Raw genomic sequence first — 21084 nt, 5'->3', positions numbered from 1 at the left:
CGGCTCCTTAGTCAAGAAGAAATATGTCGGTGTATTCACCGCGCGTCTGTATGGTTACCACAATCGGGCTATCGGTCCGGTTTCGCCAGAACCAGCCATGATTGCCATCAAAGGCTGCTTCAAGTACGCCGCTACTGCTTTGTTCGGCGCCCCGACTGTAATTATGATAGTCAATCTCCAGTGGCACCGAGTCGCCATGAATATCAAAGTTGGCAATGCCGCCCTCGGATTGCCAGCTGTATTCAACAGTTTTTCCTTGTGCCATGGTCACCTTGATTTCTCTGCCAACACCGGGTGCCAGTGACACTTGCATTTCATCGCTACGAATATCGGGCTCCATTGGCGTAGGCGATTGTGCGACCTCTGCGGGTGCGGAGGCAGCTGCCGATGAGTCCAGCTCCTGCGTTTCGGCAGGCTCTACCTCGGGTTCCGTCAACGGTTGATTCATGGCAGCTGCCAGTGCCCGTTCTTCAGCGGCGGCCTCATCGGCCAGCGCCATTTTTGTCTCACCCATTCGTGTGAGGCCAGTGATGCTGCCCAGGCCTGTCGGATCTACGCCGTATTCAGCGGGCATGACAATAATGAGCAACAACAGCAGGGCGGCAATAGCTGCAATGGCGGTCGATTTGAGAAGTTGCACAGTTGAGGGCAAATCTGCCTCTGCTGGCTTATTGGTTATGTGCATAATGGAGTTCCTGTTTCAAAAATGGTTGATGGATGTCAGGCAACGAAGTATCCGGTGAGTTGATAACCCGTCAGCAGAAAGCCGGCGGTCATCAGCACAACTTGCGCGCTGTAGGCCTGGCGGCTAAAACGGGTGGAGCGGCGCCAGAATCCCATGGCAATCAGGATGACGCTCAACGCTAGCAGCTGACCGATTTCAACGCCGACATTAAAGGCAATCAGATTGGTCACCAGCCCGTCTGGGGAAACCTGGTAGTCAAGAATTTTGGTTGCCAGACCGAAGCCGTGAAACAGGCCAAAAATCATGGTTGCAATGCGGGTGTCGGGCTGCACGCCGAACCAGCGCTGGAAGGCGCCCAGATTGTCGAGAGCTTTGTAGACGATGGAAAAACCAATAATGGCATCGATCAGATAGGCGTTAACGCTTATCTGCATCAGTGTGCCAAACAGCAGGGTTACGGTGTGCCCCAGCGCAAACAAGCTGACGTAGAGGGCTACATCCTTGAATCGATAGAGGAAAAAAATCACACCGACTAAAAACAAGAGATGGTCATAACCGGTGACCATATGTTTTGCGCCCAGATAAATGAACGGGAATATCATGACCCCGCTGCTTTCCTGAATAAAACCTTTATCCCCTTCAGTGACGCCGTGCGCGAACACCTCAGCAGGAAATCCCGCAATCGTAAAAAGCATCAAGATTGAAACCACGGCCAGCCTGATAACAAGGCGGGGGTGGCAGAAGTAATTTTTCATGTTGAAATAACCTGACAGTCGGATATCGTAGATCGATACGCGCTGCTGCCATCAAGGCCAGCAGTCCTGGATCGGACTCAATAAAAACGATATAAATGGGCGTATAGCCCGAGACTACAGGAGATTGGGCGGAGGGACGGCGGGGGCGTAACTTAGTGAGTTGTGATCGAGCCGGTACCGAGCGACCGGCGGAGAATCAGCCCTGAAAAAGTCCAGAGCCAATAAGCCAGGTATATCTATGTTCAATTGAATGTTTATACCGTGTTTGTGTTGATGATCGTGTACGTCGCCAGCGGCTTCGTGCTGCGCGGCGCTGTCCGGCCCCAGGTAGTTGTCGTGATCATGACTGTGGTCATCAGCATGTGCATGGTGATGATTGTGTTGAATGGCTTTGCCCAACGGATGCTGCTCATCTGGCATGGCGGCTGCCTCGTTAGCTCCGAATGCCAACGAGTAGTGCATGACCAGCATCAATGCGAAAAAAACTTTGCGGTACACGGCAACGACTCATTATGAGTTATTCAAGAAACTCTATCACTGTGTTCGATACAGGGTCAAACCATGTTCGCAGGAATCTTGTAAAATTCTAAATTTTTCTTTTCCACGTGATTCTGGTAAGCTCGGAGTTGAATTCTAGGTGGGTTTTATGATCAAACGCTGTTTCATTTTTGCGGTAGCGCTCATGATTGCTTTGCAGTCAGTGACTTCTATTGCCTACGAAGAGCAGCTTCACCACGCCTCGGCGCCCCACCATGAGCATTCGCTGGCATCGGCTGAGGTTGAAAAAGAAGTCCACAAAAGCAACCCTTCCCAAAACGAGTCTCATCACTCAAGCGCCGATTGTCATCACAATCATAACTGTTTCCATATGGGTTTGGTGATACCACAGACAAGTCTCGCTAGCACTGTCGAAGCATCAGTTGTGCTCGTTTACCGAGCCAGTTTGCTGAAAGGTATTCACCCCCCACTGCTGCGCCCTCCGATCGCCTGATACTGCTTATATCTTCCCTAGTCAGGGAATAGCTGTTTTTCAGACTTTCGTAGGAGCATTCTCATGCATTCCAATTTTCCCGTGCTTACGGGGCGGTACGCGTTGTCGTATCACACTTTTTACGTTTTGTTCTGGGTGATTTTCGCCTGTTCGCTCAATGCTACCGCCGTGCAGGCGGCGGAGAGCCCGCTCACCCTGAGCGATGCTATGTCCCGCGCCATGGCGCAAAACCCGCGTTTACAAGTCTTTGGCCTGCGCCTTGACGGACTCCAGGGGCGCCGAATCACGGCTGATCTGAATCCGGCCCTGGAAGCCGGCGCAGAGGTTGAAAATTTCCTTGGCACTGGTGATGTCCGTGGCCTGGTGGGTGCGGAGCTTACGCTGACCCTGTCGTCAACGATTGAACTTGGCGGGCAGCGACAGGCCCGAGTCAGTGCAATCGATTCACGCCTCGGACTGGTTGAGGCGGAACGCCGGGCGGAAACCCTCGATCTGCTGGGACAGGTGACGCAACGTTTCGTCGCCACCCTGGCATTACAGGAAAAACTTCAACTGGCCGCCGACGCTGTTTCACTGGCTCAATCGACGCTTGATATCGTGACCCGTCGCGCCGAGCAGGGTGCCACACCTCAGGCTGAAGTCTTGCGCGCCAGGGCTGCGCTTACGCAAAGCCAGATCGAACAGTCACGCCTGCAATCCGAGCTGGTCAGTCGCAAGATGGCGCTGGCTTTGCTGTGGGGGGATACCTCAGTGGAGTTTACCCAATTGCAGGGTGATCTGTTCCAGTTCGGTGCCTCCGACAGTTTCGAGTCTCTATACCAGCGAGTCAGCGATAGCCCTGCCATTCAGGTCTACGCCAGCGAACAGCGTGTGCGCGAGGCAGAGATTCAACTCGCCCGCAGTCAGTCCGAAAGCGACATTAACTGGCAAGTGGGTGTCCGGCGCATGGAGGAGATCGATGACATCGCATTTACAGCGGGATTTTCCGTCCCATTGTTTCCGGCGCAACGTAATCGCGGCGAAGTACGAGCAGCGTTGGCAGCTCGCGATGAGATCAGGTTTCAACGCGAGGCCACTTTGCTGAACCTGCATTCACGCCTGTTTGATGCTTATCAGCAAAGGCAGCAGAGCATCGCTGCCGTGGAGCAGATTCGTAGCCAGATGCTGCCCAACTTGAGCGAGGCGCTCACTCAAACCCGGGAAGCTTATGAAAGCGGGCGCTACAGCTATGTGGAATGGATGGCCGCCCAGCGCGAATTGCTCGCCGCGCAGCGGGCTTTAGTCGACGCCGCAACCACCGCATTGCTGAATCAGGCCTTGATCGAACAACTTACAGCCCAGCCTCTGGCTGGCCGCTGAACAACGGGACAACGACTATGAAAAACGTTAACTTTTTATTCATCCTTGCCAGTATATGTGCGCTGACATCAGGCCCGATTCAGGCCGTGCAAGATAATCATGCACACGAAGAGAATGTTGAGCACCAAGACCACGAAGAAACCGGTGAGTACGCCGATTCCGAGGAACACACAGAAACAGGGGAGCACGAAGAGGGCGACGAACACGCGGATCACGAAGAGTCAGAGAACGCCCATGTGGAAATCTCAGCCGGCATGGCGGAGCAGACCGGTATCCGAAGCAGGGAGGCCCGTGGCGGCACCTTAGTGCGCACATTGGTCAGCTACGGAAGATTGACGCTGGACCCTGACAGCATTGTGCACATTCGGGCCCGATTCCCAGGACAGATCGTCAACGTGAATGCGGGCCTGGGCGATCGCGTCGAAGCCGGTAATCCGCTTATTACTGTCGAGTCCAATGACAGTCTTCAAACTTACACAGTGACAGCACCCATAAGTGGCACCGTGTTGGAGCGCAACGCCAATCTGGGCGGGGTGGCGGCGGAGCAGACCCTGTTCACCATCGTCCCGCTTGATACATTGTTGGCAGAGCTGAAAATCTTTCCGGGCCAACGCCAACAGGTGGCACCCGGACAGATGGTCCGTATTGATACTGGTGATACTCAAATCGAAGCCAGCATTCGCGACATCCTGCCGCAAAGTAGTGACTCTCCGTACGTCATTGCTCGCGTAGAAATTGACAACGCTGATGGCTTGTTGGCACCGGGACGTCTGGTTACCGGACATATTGTGGTGGAGCGCATTGACGCACCTCTGATGATTGAAGATCGCGCATTACAGTCACTGGATAACTCGCAGGTTGTATTCATACAGGATGGTGACGCTTTTGAGGCACGGCCCTTGGAACTGGGTCGCAGCGATGGAGAGTTTGTCGAAGTCCTGTCCGGTTTGATGATAGGGGAGCGCTACGTGGTCGACAACAGCTACCTCATCAAAGCCGATATTGAAAAATCCGGCGCTGAGCACGCCCACTAAACCAGGAGACTGCCATGATTGATGCAATCGTACGCTTCTCGGTTGAGAGGCGGTATCTTATGTTATCCCTGATTCTGGCGCTTATTGGTGCCGGGGTCTGGAGTTTCCAGCGCCTGCCCATTGATGCGGTGCCGGATATCACCAATGTTCAGGTACAAATCAACACCGAAGCCCCGGGTTATTCGCCTTTGGAGGCCGAACAGCGGATCACGTTCCCGGTGGAAACCGCGTTGTACGGCCTGCCTAACCTGTCCTATACCCGATCGCTGTCGCGTTACGGTTTATCTCAGGTCACTGTTGTATTTGAAGAGGGCACAGATCTTTACTTCGCCCGTAACCTGATCAACGAGCGTCTTGGCTCCATCAAGAGTGTCCTGCCACCGGGGATGGAGCCAGAAATGGGGCCTATTTCCACTGGTCTGGGAGAGATTTTCATGTACACCGTGGATGCCGTTCCCGGCACCACGCAAGCCAACGGTGAGCCCTGGACACCGACAGCCTTGCGGGAAGTGCAGGACTGGATCATTAAGCCGCAACTTGCACAGGTACCAGGTGTCATTGAAGTCAATTCCATTGGCGGATATAACAAGCAGTATCACGTGACCCCGTATCCGGCAAGATTGCTCGAGTTGGGCGTCACTCTGGAAGACCTGGTCACAGCACTCCAGAGCAACAATGCTAACCGCGGGGCTGGTTATATTGAAAATAATGGCCAGCAGTTGCTGGTGCGATCGCCGGGCCAATTGCAGACCATCAGTGACATTGAGCAGGTGGTTATTGCCAATCGCAATGGCGCGCCGGTCAAGGTAACGGACGTTGCAACGGTAGCCATCGGCAAAGAACTGCGTACCGGTGCAGCCACCCGCGATGGCGTAGAAACCGTACTCGGTACAGCCATGATGCTGGTGGGGGAGAACTCCCGAAGTGTCGCCCAGGCCATCGCCGCCCGGCTGGAGGAAATCCGCCCGACTTTGCCGGAAGGCGTTCGCCTAGAAACGGTTTATGACCGCACCACGCTCGTAGATAAAGCCATCGCCACCGTGGAGAAGAATCTGCTGGAAGGTGCGCTGCTGGTAATTGTGGTGTTGTTTTTGCTGTTAGGCAATCTGCGCGCGGCGTTGATCACCGCGGCAGTGATTCCGCTTGCGATGCTCGCCACTATCACCGGTATGGTGCGCACCGGCGTTTCCGCCAATCTGATGAGTTTGGGGGCATTGGATTTTGGTCTCATTGTGGATGGCGCGGTCATCATCGTGGAGAATTGTACCCGACGCCTGGCCGAAGCACAGCACGCCAGTGGCGGACGTCAACCGCTGAAGGAACGGCTGCAGTTGGTGTATGAAGCTACCTCGGAAGTTATACGGCCCAGTCTGTTCGGCGTGGCCATCATTACCGTGGTGTACATTCCCATCTTCTCCCTTACCGGTGTCGAGGGCAAGATGTTCCATCCCATGGCTGCTACGGTTGTCATGGCGCTCCTTTCAGCGATGGTGCTCTCGCTTACCATTGTGCCCGCCGCTGTTGCTGTGTTCATGAGCGGCAAGATCCGGGAAAAGGAAAGTGCTGTCATCAGCGTCTCGAAAAAACTTTATCGACCGGCATTGGAGCTAGCACTAAGATTTCGTTTGATGGTACTTACCGGCGCTGGTGTCTTGCTGGCCGCCAGTCTGTGGTTAGCAACAACGCTCGGTTCTGAGTTCATCCCGCAACTTAACGAAGGGGATATCGCCTTACATGCACTTCGCATTCCTGGCACTGGTCTGGAGCAGTCGATTGCCATGCAGGAACAGCTTGAGCAGCGTATCAAGGAGTTCCCGGAGGTAGACAAGGTCTTCGCGCGCATAGGCACACCCGAGGTCGCCACCGACCCCATGCCGCCCAATGTCGCCGACAACTTTGTGATTCTTAAGCCAAAAGAGGATTGGCCCGACCCGGGCAAACCAAGGGATACGCTGATTGCGGAAATCCAGGCGGCCGTCGAAGAGTTGCCCGGCAACAACTATGAGTTCACCCAGCCCATCGAGATGCGTTTTAATGAGCTGATCTCAGGGGTGCGGGCAGATCTGGGCATCAAGGTATTCGGCGATGACCTGGATCAGTTGCTTGCCTCGGCCACTGAGGTGCTGGAAGTGGTTGAGTCGGTCACTGGCGCTGCTGATGCCCGACTGGAACAGGTCACCGGTTTGCCTATGCTCTCGGTTCATCCCAAACGCATGGCACTGTCGCGTTACGGCTTGACTGTGGATGACATGCAGGACCTGGTGGCAGCAGGCGTCGGTGGCGAGAATGCCGGTCTGATTTACGAAGGCGATCGCCGGTTCCAGTTAGTGGTCCGGTTGCCCGAAGATATCCGCCGCGATGTGGATAGCCTGGCCGATTTGCCAGTCCCATTACCCAATGGTGGTTATGTACCGCTGTCGGAGGTGGCCGAATTGGAACTGGCGCCCGCGCCCAACCAGATTAGCCGGGAAAATGGCAAGCGACGAGTGGTAGTCACCGCCAATGTTCGTGATCGTGATCTGGGTGGTTTTGTGGAGGAAATCCGCGAGCGTATGGAGCAGGAGGTCGATCTGCCCGCAGGCTATTGGCTCGACTATGGTGGCACATTCGAGCAACTGGAGTCCGCCAGTCAGCGTCTAGCAATTGTTGTACCGGTCACACTGGCAATCATTGTTGCGTTATTGGTGATGGCATTTGGTTCGCTCAAGGATGCCTTGATTATCTTTAGTGGCGTACCGCTTGCCCTCACCGGTGGGGTATTCTCCTTATGGTTGCGAGACATGCCCTTGTCAATCTCTGCCGGGGTGGGTTTTATTGCCTTGTCGGGTGTAGCCGTGCTCAATGGACTGGTGATGGTGGCTTTCATCCGCGACCTGTGGCATGAGAATGGAGAACTGATCAAGTCAGTGACTGAAGGCGCATTGATACGACTGCGGCCGGTGCTGATGACAGCGCTTGTCGCGGCCTTGGGTTTTGTGCCCATGGCGCTAAACACCGGAACCGGTGCTGAGGTACAAAGGCCATTGGCTACAGTGGTAATTGGCGGCATTATTTCGTCAACATTGCTGACGTTGTTTGTGTTGCCGGTGCTTTATACCCTGCTGCACAGGAAAGACAAAAAACTTAAGGAAAGGTGATTGTTTTGCCTCTGGCGACCTTGCCGGGGGCAATTTTCCAGCGACTGAGACGAGGGTGATCCAATGAGTCAAGAACACGACCATATGTCCCATGAATCGAAGGATAAGCGCGTTGCCATCGCCATCTGGGCCAATGCCATTCTGACGTTGGCGCAAATTGCGGGCGGCATTTTTGCCGGTAGCCTGGCGCTGATTGCCGATGCCTTGCACAACTTTTCCGACATGGCGGCGCTGGTTATCGCGTTCGCGGCCCGGAAAATTTCGCGCCGTCCGGCTGACGCCAAAATGACCTTTGGCTATGGACGAATTGAGGTGGTTGCAGCCCTGATAAACTACACTTCTTTGATTATTATAGGTTTATACCTGATCTACGAAGGTGGTATGCGGATAATCGACCCCCCGGAAATCAAGGGTTGGTGGGTCATCTGGCTTGGCGGTATTGCTCTGGCCGTGGATACGCTGACAGCCTTGCTCACTTACTCAATGCAGAAAGACAGCGTTAACATCCGCGCGTTGTTTCTGCACAATCTTTCCGATGCGCTCGCGTCAGTCGCCGTGATTATTGGCGGCGCCCTTATTCTACTCTACGACTTGCGTTGGGTTGATCCCGCTATCACCATCGGTATTGCAAGCTATATTCTTTATCTTGGCCTGACAGAAATCGGTGGAAGTATCAGAACATTGATGCTGGGGAGCCCTTTGAATATTAATACGGACGCTGTCATTCTGGCTCTCACCAGGATCGAAGGTGTGGTTGATGTTCATCATGTGCATTGCTGGCAAATGGGTGAGCATGAAGCCTCGCTGGACGCTCATGTAGTCATTGATGTCGACGCCTGGGATCAGTTTGAGCAGACCAAACATCGGCTAAAAATGGCGCTGGAGGCGGAGTTCAACATACGGCATTCCACGCTGGAGTTTGAACACCCTGATCACTGTCACCAAGATACCAAGGTATATGGGCACGGATAGAATGACAGCATAGACTGTAATTGGCTGTGAGGTTGATCAATTGCTAGTCAATGTGAAGGGAACCGTTTGATTGCCATTTTGCCACGGGCTGAGGTTGTCAATTCATTGAGAATACCGCAATCAGGCGTTCTCTTTCCTTTTGAACAGCGTTTACGCAACTCAATGAGCTGGCTCTCTAGCGCACGCATGCTGACAATTTGAGTACGAATCTGAGCCAGATGTTCATCGACCAGCTGATTGATCGCATCGCAATCTGTTGGACTACCATGTCGAAAATCGAGCAAACGCGCTATATCAGCGATTGATATATCCAGAGAGCGGCATTGGCGAATGAATGCCAATCGGTCCAGGTGCCCAGGGCCATAATCGCGATAACCATTCGGCAATCGTGCAGGGTCGGGCAGCAACCCAACTTTCTCATAGTAGCGAATTGTTTCAATCCCTATGCCAGTTGCTTGGCTTAGCTGTCCTATCCGCATGCTCACCTCTATAATTTTTCCAGATAATACCCTATTGACCCTGGAGTAGCTACAGGGTTTTAAATGTCGGCCATTGCCACCAAAGCGGCGTTCTACAAAGCTGACTCCTCCATCATTGATTCAGATGTCAGCCAAAATTGCAGTTCATAAAGGAGCTCTTATCATGCAGTCTTTTTGGTCCCCGTTAGTGTGTGGAGTATTAGTATTTTGTATCGTTCAACCTGATGCGTATGGCCAATCTGATGATGATGAAGATACCCAGGAAGAGGCAGTCGAAGAAATCCTGGTGACCTCTACCCGAAGCCGTCGTTCATTGGAAGATTTGCCAACACGAGTGGAATTAATCTCGGGTGAAGAGCTTGGTGAAAAGGTGAACATGAAACCTGGTGACATCAGGATGTTGTTGAATGAAAGCACCGGCATTCAGGTTCAACAGACTTCGGCGACCACATTTAACTCGAGTATCCGTATCCAGGGGCTGGACGGCCGCTACACACAAATGTTGCGCGATGGCTTGCCATTGTATTCGGGTTTTGCCGGTGGACTTGGGTTGCTCCAGATCGCGCCTCTGGATCTGCAGGCAGTTGAGGTCATCAAGGGCTCCTCTTCTACCTTGTATGGAGGCGGCGCAATAGCGGGTTTAGTGAATCTGATCACCAAAGTGCCTGATTACGAGCCAGAGACCAGCATGTTACTAAATCGAACCTCGGCGGGTGGACTCGATGCCAGTGCTTTTCACGCTTCGCGCAGCGACAAGGTAGGTACCACACTTTTCGCTTCATGGAACGAAAACACTGCCTATGATCCGTCGGATGTCGGCTTGTCAGCTATTCCTCAATTTGAGCGATGGACGCTGAATCCGCGCGCATTTTTCTATCTGGATGATTCAAGCGAGCTGAGCATCGGCATTACCGCCGTTGTGGAAGATCGCCTCGGCGGCAATATGGATTACATCAAAGACAGGCCGGTCGCCGAGCCCTATTACGAAGACAATCGTACCAAGCGGTTGTCAAGTCAGCTTGAATATAGTCGCCCGCTGGGAGAGGGGACTTTAAATTTCAGAAACAGTCTGGGACACTTTGATCGAGAGCTTGAAATGGCCGACTTTGGATTTGCGGGGGTACAAAAATCAAGCTTCAGCGAGCTGCACTACGCGCTGCCGAAGGGTGCTGCCGAATGGATAACGGGCTTGAGCCTGATCACTGAAGAATTTGAACAACAGGACGCCGTACCGGGCTTTAATCAGGATTTCTCTCAGTATACGCTGGGTGCATTCATTCAAAACTCCCGACCGCTGACCGACACCGTCAGTATTGAAGCAGGCGTTCGTGTAGACCACAACGATGATCACGGTACCATTACTCTGCCGCGTGTCGCGTTTTTGTACGAGCCGACGACTGACATCACTGTTCGCGCTGGTGGTGGTCTGGGCTATCGTTTGCCTTCATTATTCATTGAAGAAGCAGAGAGTGTGCAGTTCCGCAATGTATTACCGTTGGACCGCAGCTCGATGAATGAGGAGCAGTCCAAAGGTGTCAACATGGATGTGACCTATCGGATACCCCAGAGTAACGGTAACCTTATTACGCTAAATTCGCTGCTGTTTTACACACGCGTGGACGATCCACTGGAGTTGCAGGAGCAGGGAGATAACCTTGAATTTACGCAACCCGATGGATATGTCGATACGCGGGGCGTAGAGATCACTGTTACAGCCACATACGGCGACTTCAAGCTGTTTCTGGGTTATACGCACGCGAATGTGCGCGAGCACTATGCGGGTACGGTATCCAGAGCGCCGCTGGTGTCAGAACACCGGCTCAACAATGTTCTGATCTATGAGCGCGAAGATGATTTCAGAATAGGACTTGAAGCTTATTACTACGGACCGCAGCGTCTGAGCGACGGTGCCAGAGGTAAAAGCTATTGGGTCACAGGTGTGATGACAGAGAAGACTTTGGCGGAAAGCGTAAAGCTGTTCCTTAATTTCGAAAACTTTGGTGATACCCGTCAAACACGGTTCGACACTATCTACACCGGCAGCCTATCGAATCCTCAATTCAGGGATATTTATGCCCCGCTTGATGGTTTTATTGTGAATGGGGGTATTAAAGTGTTGTTCTAGGTTGCGTTCATCATAGAGGCATGTACAAATGTCCAATGTGCTAATTTTTAAGCTGAAGAATGCGCCAGGCACCGTTTAATACAATGGCACCAATAATAAAACCAATCACCAGGTCTGGATAACTTGATCCTGTCCAGGTCACCAACACCCCGGCGAGAATGACGCCAACGTTGGCGATAACGTCATTTGCCGAAAAAATCCAGCTGGCCTTCATATGTGCGCCGCTGTCTTTTTCGCGATGGATTATTATGAGACAAGCGATGTTGGCTGCAAGCGCTAGCAGCCCAAAGCTTATCATCAATCCAGAAACAGGCTCACTACCCAAAAAGAATCGTCGCACGACCTCACCAAGTACGCTCAACGCGAGCAGCATCTGTAAAAGCCCCGCCAGATGGGCTGCACGTAACTTCAAGCTGCTGGCGCGCCCCACTGCATACAGTGCCAGCCCGTAAACTGCGGCATCTGCGAACATATCTAAGGAATCGGCGATCAAGCCGGTAGATTGCGCTATCCAGCCGGCTATCAACTCAAGAGCAAACATAGTCCCGTTGATAGCTAACAACCATTTGAGTGCGGACGATTCGCGCGCATGATCTACATCTGACTGCTTCATGGTCTGAGTCAGTTCATCTTCGCTAAGTTCACGCACTGATTGCAATTTTGCACCCAGGCGTAATGCTTCAAGTCGTGGCTGAATGTCAGATAGTTTGCCACTATGGACTATTCGAAGGCTGCGATTTCTTAGATCAAAAATAAGAGTCGGTGGTGGTTCAATATGCGCAAGCGCCATTCGAACCATCTGCTCTTCAGCGGCACAGTCCATTTTTGGAAGATTGAACTCGCAGACAAATTTGTTTTCTGTCACTTGAAAGAAACCCTGTTTTTGCCACTAATTTCTATTCTATCTCGCAATCGAGACATTGATCAGATTGATTCCTAATGCACTAAGTGTCAACTAGGCTTCCTAAGTCAAGTGTTATGCCTAGCTTTGGCCACAGACAAGGTTTTCAGTATATTTTCGGGCTAGTGCCTCTTCCCCGTATTCTGCGCTAAGTCCTTGCGGGACTTTTGCGGGTTTGGTTGTGCATTGTTGTGCTTTATAGTGCAAAATCACGCAACGGACGCACTATTAAAGTTAATAAAAACAATCATATAGCGCTTGCAATAGGGGCTTCGAACCACTTGGTCGGGAGTTCGAATCTCTCCGGGTGCGCCAAATTTCTTATCAAAAACAATGACTTTTTGTCGTTGCCTGGGCGGCAGCTCACAGTTTTGTAATTGTCAGTGCGGGACTTTGCGGGACTTTTTCTCACGCGGGTAAGTAACGGCATTTATAATCTCATTACTCTCCAGACTTGAATTATGTGACGTTGCCGTCGCGATGATCCAACCTCGCACATCTTGTATTTTTGAATTTCGCTTTTTCTTAGCCTGTGACAAGTTACACGATTTCTCGCATCGCAAACAAACCTTGAATCCGATTTCGAGCACTGCTGAGAAAGGGATATCGTTGCCTGAATGGTGAGAGTTCCACAGCTGCTCCTCACCCCCTGATATGTACATCGCGTTTCTCGCAGACCGGGCGTCGGTCAGTTATTTCCAGGAAAGGTGATCTCCCCGCCCGACAAGACAGCGTTTATGTAAAATCGGGGTTGAACCCTAAACAGCGTTGCGCAATCATTGGCGCTTTCAGCCGCCCACCGTTATCGGCAGATGATCGTTCGTCAGCAGTTTCTCTATCTCATGGTCTGGAACCGATCTGCCGTAGAAGTAGCTTTGCGCCTGGTTACATCGACGCAGGCGCAACATCCGACTCTGCTCATCGGTTTCCACGCCTTCAGCAATGACACCCAATCCCAGATTATGTGCCAGTGAGATAATTGTTGAGACCAGGCTCATGCAGTTTGCGTCCTGATACTGGCCAGACTGCCAACACACAAGGCCAGCGCCATTAGTGAACTACTGCCACACCATGGCGGCAGGAAACCGCTGCCATGGTGTGATGGTTGGACGGTTATTTCTGAACTACTTGACCAGCACACAGCGCTGTCCGCACATACTCCCGGAAGACCCGCACACGCGCAGGTGCATCGCGCCCGCCCAGGCTGATTGCATACAGCGTGCCTCTGGCAACGCTCCATTCGGCGAGGATGGGAACCAAGGCGCCCGAGGCTACGGAAGTGGCTGCTATCATACTTGGGATGGGCCCAATGCCTCCGCCCGCAAGAACCACACGGAGCAAGCTGGCATAATCGCTGGTGCGGATAATTGGATGCGCAACGACCTGTGCCGACCGACCTCGTTTGTCCGTCAGCAGTAATTGCGCGGCTCCAGGGGGTTGTCGTGAGAGCACCCAACCGTATTCAGTAAGCGCTGAGGGCACGTCCGGGTCATTCCCATTAGCCGCGAGGTACTCCGGCGCGGCGTACAGCCCGATATGAAAGTCCGTTATCTTTGACGCCCGATAACCCATGTCCGGCAGGGCCTCTACGCTTGCCCTTAGTGCCAGGTCGATTCTATTGGCGGCGAGATCGAGAGAAGTGTCTGTAATCAAAAGTTCCACATTAATTTGCGGGTGCAATTTGCGGAATTGCACAACAAGATTGGGCAAGACATCCATGCCCACATCGACGGGTGCGGTCACGCGCAGGTGCCCGCTAAGAACATCTTGTGACTGACGGGCGCCCTCTGTGGCATCATCCAGCCATCTAAGTGCTTCGCTGGCCTTGGCATAAAACGCAGTTCCTTCTTCCGTTGGCGTGACTGCTCTGGGGGTTCGAGCGAGTAGCGTGGCGCCTAGGCGACTTTCCAGGCGGGATAGGCGGCGGCTAATGCTTCCTTTGGTTTCACTAAGTTGCCGGGCTGCGGCGGTGACGGTGCCGAATTCCACAACCGCGCAAAACGCCCGCACATCTTCAATTGCACCTCCTAGGGTTTCCATTTCATAAACCATGAGTTCCAATCCTGCCATCTTACGTTAAAGTGGAAACTACCGCATTATGCCTCCTGTTCCAACCACAAGTCACTTTATTAACACAGGAGCTTCATGATGACCGCTATAACAGATCCCCGCATAATCACACCGCACCTTGCCGACAAGGTCGGCGTGCTCGCCTACCCGCTCATGCGGATAACCACCGGGCTGCTCCTGATGCCGCATGGCGCGCAGAAGCTATTTGGCTGGTTCGGTGGCTATGGACTATCCGGCACGGGCATGTATTTCGGTGATACGCTGGGACTGCAGCCAGGCTACCTGTTTGCTCTGTTGGCCGGGCTGGTCGAATTCTTTGGCGGACTTGCGCTGGTGTTCGGACTGCTGACTAGGCCCGCTGCTGCTGCGGTTGCTGCTCTGCTGGCAGTGGCGGTCAGTGTCCACCTGCCGAATGGCATTTTCTGGACCAATGGCGGTTTTGAGTACCCGCTGATGTGGTTTGTGTTCGCCGTAGCGCTCATGCTGCGCGGTGGTGGCGAATATTCACTGGACCGTCATCTGAGCATGCGGTTCTAGCTCGTCACCCCGTCAACACCAGGAGATTAAGTATATGACCACTCAAACATTGCCCACACTTTTTGTGCCACACGGCGCCGGTCCCTGTTTCTTCATGGACTGGACGCCAGCGGACACGTGGTCGAAGATGGCAACGTGGCTGCGAAGTGTACCTGAACTGATTGGCACGCAGCCCAAGGCGCTTTTGCTGATATCCGGGCATTGGGAGGCCTCTCCTTTCACGGTGAATGCGCAGGCGGCACCGCCGCTTCTCTACGATTATTCCGGGTTTCCGCCCCACACCTATGATCTGGAATACGCGGCCCCCGGATCATCCGAACTCGCTGCACGGGTGCAGGCATTGCTGGATGCCGCCGGCATCAGCAACGAGGCGGATCATACCCGTGGTTTGGATCACGGCGTCTTCATCCCGATGAAATTGGCATTCCCCGATGCCGACGTGCCCATCGTACAGCTTTCACTTAAAAGCGGGTTGAGCCCGGCGGAGCACCTGGCCGTGGGCCGGGCCCTGGTGCCGTTGCGCCGGGAAGGCGTGCTGATCATCGGCAGCGGCATGAGCTTTCATAACATGCAACGCTTTCGTTTCGAGGATACGGGTGCGGATCCGGATTCGGATTCGGTACGTTTTGACGCGTGGCTGTCGGAGACCGTTGGCATGCCCGCGGATATTCGTGAGCAACGCCTGATTGAATGGGCCGAAGCTCCGGGCGGGCGGGCGTCGCATCCGCGCGAGGAGCACCTGTTGCCGCTACATGTGGTCGCTGGCGCCGCTGGCGATGATATCGGTCATCAGGTGTTTCAGGATCGTGTCATCGGCAGTATGCAGTCAGCTTTCATGTTTGGGGGATGACGGTCGGTCAGAGGCACAGCAGGAAAATTCACTTCTACATTTATTTATTATTGGAGAACATTATGCCAGTCGTCAGAGTCAGTTGGTTTGAAGGTAAAGAGACAACCGCCAAGAAAGCCGTTGCCAAAGAAATTACGGAAAGTATGGTCAGGAATTTTAATTTCCCTCGTCGTAATATACACAAAGTCCTTGCGGGACTTTTGCGGGTTTAGATGGGCATTGTTGTGGTTTATAGTGCAAAATCACGCAACGGACACGCTGGTACAGTTAATAAAAGCACATATAGCGTTTGCAGTAGGGGTTCGAACCACATGCTCGGCAGTTTGAATCACTTCGGGTGCGCCAAACGGCAAATGTCCTGCTCAAAAGAGCAGGGCATTTTTGTTTTTGGTTAAATGAAATCAGCATTGCCACCACCGCGCCCAAATGCAAACGCTTTCTATCTCGACTACGTTCGCTCTTCAGAAAAAAGCTTGATCATAGGCATTATGAGGTGTCTGAACCTGCGAGGATGCCGTCGAGTAGACAGGTTGCTCCGTTTAACTACCGGTGGAAGTCGCCCGCGCGTTCCGGTTGATAGAGAACTTCCTTGATTCGAACCCGCAGCACACCCCCACCCGGTTTGGGCCACTCGATCTGGTCGCCCTGACGTAAACCAAGCAGAGCGCTACCCACGGGCGCAAAAATTGAAATTTTCTCACCAGAGGCATCGGTATCCTTGGGGTAGACAAGTGTCAGGCAAAACTCCTCTCGGGAGGATTCGACCTCAAACCGTACTTTGGAGTTCATGGTGACTACCGTTGAGGGTACATCCTTCGGCTCGACAATCGTCGCCCGGTCGAGTTCGGCCTCCAGCGCATCTTTTCCAGGAAACGACTTTGGCGGCAACGATGCAATAATATTTTCGAGCCGCTCAGCATCCAGAGATGAGATTATTACTTCGGGCTTCATATATGATCCTGTCAGTCAGGTAGGACTGCTTGAAGGTTTTAATTGGGCTGGCGCAATTATAGTGGAATTTCAGAAAGGAAGGTAGGCAAAAAGCAGAGTGACAGATACGTCAGCAAGTAATCCAGCTTAGCTTGTTAATATATTTAGAAGATATATACTTGGCCAACCTCTATCAAACGGCGCCAGTCTCGTGAAGACAGTTTTTTTCTCTAGCAACATATTTCATCCGACCTTCCTCACTTAACCGGGTGTGGCGATACAGCTGCCCCCGGGTTATTTAGTAAACAAAAATTTGTGAATATGTACGGGAATAATGTTCTTGGAGTTAGGTGTGCGCGGAGAAGTTATTAATGGCGAAAAAATCGCCAGTATATATCGTTTTATTTCAAAGATTTCGGATTTCATTAGCGGGAAAAGCTCCGGCGAATCAATGATGCTTGATAGAGCAGAGCTTATCTGTCTGCTTGAAAGGTTGCAGGACAGATATGTGCTCGACGCTCATCCGCCCGGCCGTTGGGTGCGGATCGGCGCGCAAGTTGCACTGAAGGATATTCTTGATTCATCAGAGCTGGATCTGGAAGTTACATTGCCTGACAATAGTGATCCTTCATGTGGCAAGATCAGCGTTCTTTCGCCTTTGGGCGCAGCGCTATTCGGTCGGCAGGAAGGTGATATTTTTATCGTTTCCCTGGGCAATCGCCTGAACAAGTTCCGCATCATGTCAATTGACCGACAGTCCTGAAGAGGGTCGAAAGGAGGTTGCTCGCCATGCAGTATTTCGATGCCGCAAACTTGGAATGGAAGCAGCGTAGCTGCTGAAAAACGGTAGCCGATGTCAGCATACTGCGGCCAGCTGATTCAGATACCCTTCACCATATACTTTGGGTGGGAATATGAGTAAGGAAAAGGCAAAAAAACAAGCCTCAAAAACACTGAAAGAAAAGCGGAAAGAGAAGCGCGATAAAAAAACTAACAAATCGGTTTTCCGATAATATAAAGGGGGGATCCAGTTGGATTCCCCCTTTTTTATTGAGCATACAATTATCTTGTGTTTTCTAGGAAATCTTGAGTGGTAAAATGGAATCCGGCCTGAGGGGTTTCAGGAACAAAGACTTGTTGGGGACGGCATCGGCCAGCGTATGTTGGTTGAGTGACTCGATAAAGGCCTGATTGGCATCGTAAAGAAAGTGTTTGAGCTGGCAGGTATTAGTGACCTTGCAGGTATTGGTGTCCTTATCGAAACATTCGACGATATTCATATTGGGTTCAAGGCTCCTGATCATGTCGCCAAGCTTGAGTTCAGCTGGATCCCGGGCCAGCCGGATTCCTCCACCTTTTCCCTTGGTGCTGGCGATATAACCCAACTGACTGAGCTTGTGCACAACTTTAACCAGATGATTGCGGGAAATGCCGTAGTGTTCGGCGAGTTCGCGAACACTGCATAGCCTGTCCGGCTCGGCGGCAAGATACATGAGCGCGCGCAGGCCATAGTCGGTAAACGTCGTCAGTTGCATGAATCATCCTCAAATGAGACTTGCAATAGCGGGCAAGTCCGGCAATAATAACATGTACCAAGAATACATATTAAAGCATTTTTGTAAAAAAGGATCCGTAATGTTACGCGAAGAAACTATCAAGGTTGTTAAATCCACTGCTCCGATTCTTGAAGAACATGGAGAAACCCTGACTCGCCACTTCTATGAAAGGATGTTCTCACATAACCCTGAAGTCGCACCATTATTCAATCCCGCCAATCAGGCGGCAGGGCTTCAGCAAAAAGCCCTGGCAGGCGCAATCTGTGCCTATGCGGCCAATATTGACAATCTGGAGGCGCTGGGCGGTGCGGTCGAACTGATCGCGCAAAAGCATGTTTCCCTGCAAATTCGGCCCGAGCATTATCCAATCGTAGGTGAAAACCTGCTGGCGTCGATTTCAGAGGTGTTGGGTGAAGGTGCCACGGATGCGGTGATTGACGCTTGGGCTGAGGCTTACGGCTTCCTCGCTGACGTCCTGATTGGCCGGGAACAGCAGATCTACAGCGAACATGCCGAGGTCGCAGGGGGCTGGGTGGGGTTCCGGACCTTCCGGATCGCGCGAAAAGAGGTCGAGAGCAGTGTTATTACTTCTTTCTACCTGGCGCCGGTCGACGGGGGAAAGCTGCCGGAATTCAAACCAGGGCAGTACATCACACTCCGGGTAGAAGGGCCGGACGGTTACACTACCATGCGTAATTACAGCCTCTCCGACAAGCCAGGTCAGGATCACTTTCGTATCAGCGTAAAACGGGAAACCGGAATTGGCGCTGGCAATCCGGATGGTTACGTTTCCAACCTGTTGCACGCAAAACTGGTGGTTGGCTCGGAACTGGAAGTGTCAGCGCCTTGCGGTGAATTCTTCCTCGACGTCACGGAAAAACACGAACGACCTCTCGTTCTTTTGGCGGCTGGTGTGGGTGTTACGCCTCTCATGAGCATGCTTCTCAGCGTTCTTGAGACGATGCCAGGGCGTGAGATCGTCTTTATCCATGGTGTCGAGGATGAACAGGTCCAGGCGTTCCGCGCAACAATAGATGCGTTGAGCTCACAATACCCGAATCTGAAAGTGCACTACCGTTACAATGCGCCGATCAATCCTGAGACGGTTCATTCGCACTCATCGAGCACCGGACTGGTAGACGCAGAGCTTATTGAATCACTCATCCCCCAGCGCGATGCAGACTACTATTTCTGTGGTCCGCAGGCGTTCATGGTCAACATTTACCACCAGCTGCTGACGTGGGGAATTCCTCCGATGCAGGTGCATTTCGAGTTCTTTGGTCCACGCCAGGCGCTGGACAAGGGCGCATTTGACGAGACGCCTCAAGAAAGGCGTGTGGAGGCCCGTTGTCCTATGCATGCCTGATGGGGCGTGTCTGACGGGCCGAGTCGAATGAGATGAAAAGGATGGGCATAAAGTGAAAAAGATTATGGATAGATTGTTTTCCTATGCATTCCGCCCGTTTTTTCTGCTGGGCGTCATCTATAGCATGTCAGCAATCATCCTGTGGATTTTGATCTGGAGCGGGAACCTGGTGCTTGACTGGTCCAGATCGCCAGTACACTGGCATGCGCATGACATGATGATGGGGCTTATGGCTGCCGCAATCGCGGGATTCGTATTGACTGCAGTGGCCAATTGGACGTCCCGTCCGCCAGTCGCCGGCTGGCCGTTGGCGATCCTGGTAACTTTTTGGCTCGCCGGCAGGCTGGCGATATTGGCGCCCACGCTGAGCGCCATGGCCGATGGGTTTTTCTGGCTATTGCTGTGTGTGCTCGTGGCACGGGAACTGTTCAGTGCGCGCAACAAACGTAACTATAAGGTTCTCGCAGTGGTGGTCGCACTCAGCCTGAGTGACCTGCTGTTTCATGCCGGAGAATTACGACTACTGCCCGCTCTCGATCTTCAGCGTGTATTGTGGGCTCAGCTATGGTTGGTCGTGTTATTGATCAATGTGATCGGCGGGCGCATCATTCCGGCTTTTACCGGCAACTGGTTGCGTCAAAGAGCGGCAGTTGGTGAGGTGTTGCCCCCATCCAGTTTGCCAGAGCCCTTTGGCAGGGTTGATCAGCTAGCGATTGGTTTGCTGGTAGTGTTTGTGACAGGCATCCTGTTTCAGTGGTCGAATACTGTGACTGTTTTTTTGGGTTTGAGCTGCTTTGCAGCACAGGCATGGCGTTTGCTGCGCTGGAAATTCTGGCTCACTCTGTCTGATCCGCTCGTGTGGATGATGCATTTGTCCTACGCCTGGCTGGTAACGGGCATTCTTTTGTGGACGCTGTCGCTGGCCGGGGGTATGTCTGTCAGCGCCGCCGTGCATGCTCTGACCATAGGGGCCATCACCAGTATGATTGTCAGTGTCGGTGCTCGGGCAGCGCTGGGTCATACTGGTCGTGCTTTAAAGAGTCATTACCTGTTAACGAGTGCAATCGTGCTGCTCAGCCTTGCTGCTTTAACGCGTATCGTCGCTGCAACCGCTGGCGGGCAACTTTGGCTTGAGATGGCCACTGGGCTTTGGGTATTGGCACTGCTGTGTTTTGCTGTTCGTTATGTACCCATTCTGATCGGACCTGCAAAATAGTTGGAGTCTTGTATGCACCCAAATCTTCACCGCTTATCGAGCCTGCTAGTCTATGCCGTGATGTCAGTGATGGTGCTCGTCCTGGTTACATTGCTGGTATTGGGCGGCCCGTCATTAATCT

20 protein-coding genes are annotated in these 21084 nt (G+C 52.6%); 11 read left to right on the top strand and 9 right to left on the bottom strand.

Going from position 1 to position 21084, the window contains the following annotated elements; translation table 11 throughout:
- Window positions 1-7: 7 nt before the first annotated feature.
- From ENH71_RS11290 to ENH71_RS11280, 3 genes are all read right to left on the bottom strand, one after another.
- Window positions 8-685 (bottom strand): transmembrane anchor protein, encoded by a 678-nt coding sequence (locus tag ENH71_RS11290; protein WP_294130282.1) that lies wholly within the window; start codon window positions 683-685, stop codon window positions 8-10.
- Window positions 686-720: 35 nt separating this feature from the next.
- Window positions 721-1380 carry a HupE/UreJ family protein gene (locus ENH71_RS11285; protein ID WP_294130280.1) on the bottom strand — a complete coding sequence of 220 codons (660 nt, stop codon included), beginning with the start codon at window positions 1378-1380 and terminating at the stop codon, window positions 721-723.
- A 174-nt stretch (window positions 1381-1554) separates the two neighbouring features.
- Entirely contained in the window at window positions 1555-1938 is a 384-nt protein-coding gene (locus tag ENH71_RS11280) for a hypothetical protein (protein WP_294130278.1), read from the bottom strand.
- 556 nt (window positions 1939-2494) lie between these two features.
- Here ENH71_RS11280 and ENH71_RS11275 point away from each other — a divergent pair.
- From ENH71_RS11275 to ENH71_RS11260, 4 genes are all read left to right on the top strand, one after another.
- A complete protein-coding gene (locus ENH71_RS11275) occupies window positions 2495-3790 on the top strand; it encodes a TolC family protein (RefSeq protein WP_294130277.1) in 1296 nt (431 codons plus the stop codon).
- A 17-nt stretch (window positions 3791-3807) separates the two neighbouring features.
- Window positions 3808-4824, top strand: coding sequence for an efflux RND transporter periplasmic adaptor subunit (locus tag ENH71_RS11270; RefSeq protein WP_294130275.1), 1017 nt, complete (start codon window positions 3808-3810; stop codon window positions 4822-4824).
- A 14-nt stretch (window positions 4825-4838) separates the two neighbouring features.
- On the top strand, window positions 4839-7961 hold the full coding sequence (locus ENH71_RS11265; RefSeq protein ID WP_294130273.1) for an efflux RND transporter permease subunit: 3123 nt from the start codon (window positions 4839-4841) through the stop codon (window positions 7959-7961).
- Window positions 7962-8045: 84 nt separating this feature from the next.
- On the top strand, window positions 8046-8933 hold the full coding sequence (locus tag ENH71_RS11260; RefSeq protein WP_317622747.1) for a cation diffusion facilitator family transporter: 888 nt from the start codon (window positions 8046-8048) through the stop codon (window positions 8931-8933).
- Window positions 8934-8980: 47 nt separating this feature from the next.
- Here ENH71_RS11260 and ENH71_RS11255 read toward each other — a convergent pair whose 3' ends face one another.
- On the bottom strand, window positions 8981-9412 hold the full coding sequence (locus tag ENH71_RS11255) for a Cd(II)/Pb(II)-responsive transcriptional regulator (RefSeq protein WP_070116083.1): 432 nt from the start codon (window positions 9410-9412) through the stop codon (window positions 8981-8983).
- A 163-nt stretch (window positions 9413-9575) separates the two neighbouring features.
- Here ENH71_RS11255 and ENH71_RS11250 point away from each other — a divergent pair, with 163 nt between their 5' ends.
- Window positions 9576-11537 (top strand): TonB-dependent receptor plug domain-containing protein, encoded by a 1962-nt coding sequence (locus ENH71_RS11250; protein ID WP_294130264.1) that lies wholly within the window; start codon window positions 9576-9578, stop codon window positions 11535-11537.
- 40 nt (window positions 11538-11577) lie between these two features.
- Here the strand turns inward: ENH71_RS11250 and ENH71_RS11245 are convergent, their stop codons facing one another.
- The 3 genes from ENH71_RS11245 to ENH71_RS11235 form a co-directional block, all read right to left on the bottom strand.
- A complete protein-coding gene (locus ENH71_RS11245; protein WP_317622344.1) occupies window positions 11578-12402 on the bottom strand; it encodes a cation efflux transmembrane domain-containing protein in 825 nt (274 codons plus the stop codon).
- Window positions 12403-13226: 824 nt separating this feature from the next.
- A complete protein-coding gene (locus ENH71_RS11240) occupies window positions 13227-13436 on the bottom strand; it encodes an EAL domain-containing protein (RefSeq protein WP_294130263.1) in 210 nt (69 codons plus the stop codon).
- Between the two features lie 115 nt (window positions 13437-13551).
- On the bottom strand, window positions 13552-14490 hold the full coding sequence (locus ENH71_RS11235; RefSeq protein WP_294130262.1) for a LysR family transcriptional regulator: 939 nt from the start codon (window positions 14488-14490) through the stop codon (window positions 13552-13554).
- A 171-nt stretch (window positions 14491-14661) separates the two neighbouring features.
- Here ENH71_RS11235 and ENH71_RS11230 point away from each other — a divergent pair, with 171 nt between their 5' ends.
- From ENH71_RS11230 to ENH71_RS11220, 3 genes are read left to right on the top strand one after another with little or no spacing between them, the layout of a single operon-like run.
- The gene (locus tag ENH71_RS11230; protein WP_317622345.1) at window positions 14662-15045 is read left to right on the top strand and encodes a DoxX family protein; all 384 of its coding nucleotides are present in this window, start codon (window positions 14662-14664) and stop codon (window positions 15043-15045) included.
- A gap of 34 nt (window positions 15046-15079) precedes the next feature.
- Window positions 15080-15895 carry a DODA-type extradiol aromatic ring-opening family dioxygenase gene (locus ENH71_RS11225; RefSeq protein ID WP_294130261.1) on the top strand — a complete coding sequence of 272 codons (816 nt, stop codon included), beginning with the start codon at window positions 15080-15082 and terminating at the stop codon, window positions 15893-15895.
- Window positions 15892-16107 (top strand): tautomerase family protein, encoded by a 216-nt coding sequence (locus tag ENH71_RS11220; protein WP_317622343.1) that lies wholly within the window; start codon window positions 15892-15894, stop codon window positions 16105-16107. Before ENH71_RS11225 ends, ENH71_RS11220 begins: the two co-directional genes overlap by 4 nt.
- Window positions 16108-16438: 331 nt before the next feature.
- On the opposite strand, the gene rnk is transcribed toward ENH71_RS11220, so the two are convergent.
- Window positions 16439-16846, bottom strand: coding sequence for a nucleoside diphosphate kinase regulator (gene rnk, locus ENH71_RS11215; protein WP_294130256.1), 408 nt, complete (start codon window positions 16844-16846; stop codon window positions 16439-16441).
- A gap of 319 nt (window positions 16847-17165) precedes the next feature.
- Between rnk and ENH71_RS11210 the strand changes: the two genes are divergently transcribed.
- A complete protein-coding gene (locus ENH71_RS11210) occupies window positions 17166-17588 on the top strand; it encodes a GreA/GreB family elongation factor (RefSeq protein ID WP_294130254.1) in 423 nt (140 codons plus the stop codon).
- A gap of 313 nt (window positions 17589-17901) precedes the next feature.
- Here ENH71_RS11210 and ENH71_RS11205 read toward each other — a convergent pair whose 3' ends face one another.
- Complete coding sequence (locus tag ENH71_RS11205) at window positions 17902-18360, bottom strand: Rrf2 family transcriptional regulator (RefSeq protein ID WP_294130253.1); 459 nt, start codon at window positions 18358-18360, stop codon at window positions 17902-17904.
- Between the two features lie 100 nt (window positions 18361-18460).
- Between ENH71_RS11205 and hmpA the strand changes: the two genes are divergently transcribed.
- Together hmpA and ENH71_RS11195 are read left to right on the top strand one after the other, a co-directional pair.
- Entirely contained in the window at window positions 18461-19747 is a 1287-nt protein-coding gene (gene hmpA / locus ENH71_RS11200) for an NO-inducible flavohemoprotein (protein WP_294130252.1), read from the top strand.
- Between the two features lie 64 nt (window positions 19748-19811).
- Window positions 19812-20963 (top strand): NnrS family protein, encoded by a 1152-nt coding sequence (locus tag ENH71_RS11195; protein WP_294130251.1) that lies wholly within the window; start codon window positions 19812-19814, stop codon window positions 20961-20963.
- Window positions 20964-21084: the final 121 nt, after the last annotated feature.

Source organism: Pseudohongiella sp. (assembly GCF_011050365.1).
Classification (GTDB): Bacteria; Pseudomonadota; Gammaproteobacteria; order Pseudomonadales; family Pseudohongiellaceae; genus Pseudohongiella.
This window is presented reverse-complemented; position numbering and strand designations above follow the sequence as displayed.

Bases quoted from the DNA above. Each gene is read 5' to 3' on its own strand.
- ENH71_RS11290 (WP_294130282.1), bottom strand. From the start codon at position 685: ATGCACATAACCAATAAGCCAGCAGAGGCAGATTTGCCCTCAACTGTG.
- ENH71_RS11285 (WP_294130280.1), bottom strand. From the start codon at position 1,380: ATGCTTTTTACGATTGCGGGATTTCCTGCTGAGGTGTTCGCGCACGGC.
- ENH71_RS11275 (WP_294130277.1), top strand. From the start codon at position 2,495: ATGCATTCCAATTTTCCCGTGCTTACGGGGCGGTACGCGTTGTCGTAT.
- ENH71_RS11270 (WP_294130275.1), top strand. From the start codon at position 3,808: ATGAAAAACGTTAACTTTTTATTCATCCTTGCCAGTATATGTGCGCTG.
- ENH71_RS11265 (WP_294130273.1), top strand. From the start codon at position 4,839: ATGATTGATGCAATCGTACGCTTCTCGGTTGAGAGGCGGTATCTTATG.
- ENH71_RS11260 (WP_317622747.1), top strand. From the start codon at position 8,046: ATGTCCCATGAATCGAAGGATAAGCGCGTTGCCATCGCCATCTGGGCC.
- ENH71_RS11255 (WP_070116083.1), bottom strand. From the start codon at position 9,412: ATGCGGATAGGACAGCTAAGCCAAGCAACTGGCATAGGGATTGAAACA.
- ENH71_RS11250 (WP_294130264.1), top strand. From the start codon at position 9,576: ATGCAGTCTTTTTGGTCCCCGTTAGTGTGTGGAGTATTAGTATTTTGT.
- ENH71_RS11240 (WP_294130263.1), bottom strand. From the start codon at position 13,436: ATGAGCCTGGTCTCAACAATTATCTCACTGGCACATAATCTGGGATTG.
- ENH71_RS11235 (WP_294130262.1), bottom strand. From the start codon at position 14,490: ATGGTTTATGAAATGGAAACCCTAGGAGGTGCAATTGAAGATGTGCGG.
- ENH71_RS11230 (WP_317622345.1), top strand. From the start codon at position 14,662: ATGCGGATAACCACCGGGCTGCTCCTGATGCCGCATGGCGCGCAGAAG.
- ENH71_RS11225 (WP_294130261.1), top strand. From the start codon at position 15,080: ATGACCACTCAAACATTGCCCACACTTTTTGTGCCACACGGCGCCGGT.
- ENH71_RS11220 (WP_317622343.1), top strand. From the start codon at position 15,892: ATGACGGTCGGTCAGAGGCACAGCAGGAAAATTCACTTCTACATTTAT.
- rnk (WP_294130256.1), bottom strand. From the start codon at position 16,846: ATGAAGCCCGAAGTAATAATCTCATCTCTGGATGCTGAGCGGCTCGAA.
- ENH71_RS11205 (WP_294130253.1), bottom strand. From the start codon at position 18,360: ATGCAACTGACGACGTTTACCGACTATGGCCTGCGCGCGCTCATGTAT.
- hmpA (WP_294130252.1), top strand. From the start codon at position 18,461: ATGTTACGCGAAGAAACTATCAAGGTTGTTAAATCCACTGCTCCGATT.
- ENH71_RS11195 (WP_294130251.1), top strand. From the start codon at position 19,812: ATGGATAGATTGTTTTCCTATGCATTCCGCCCGTTTTTTCTGCTGGGC.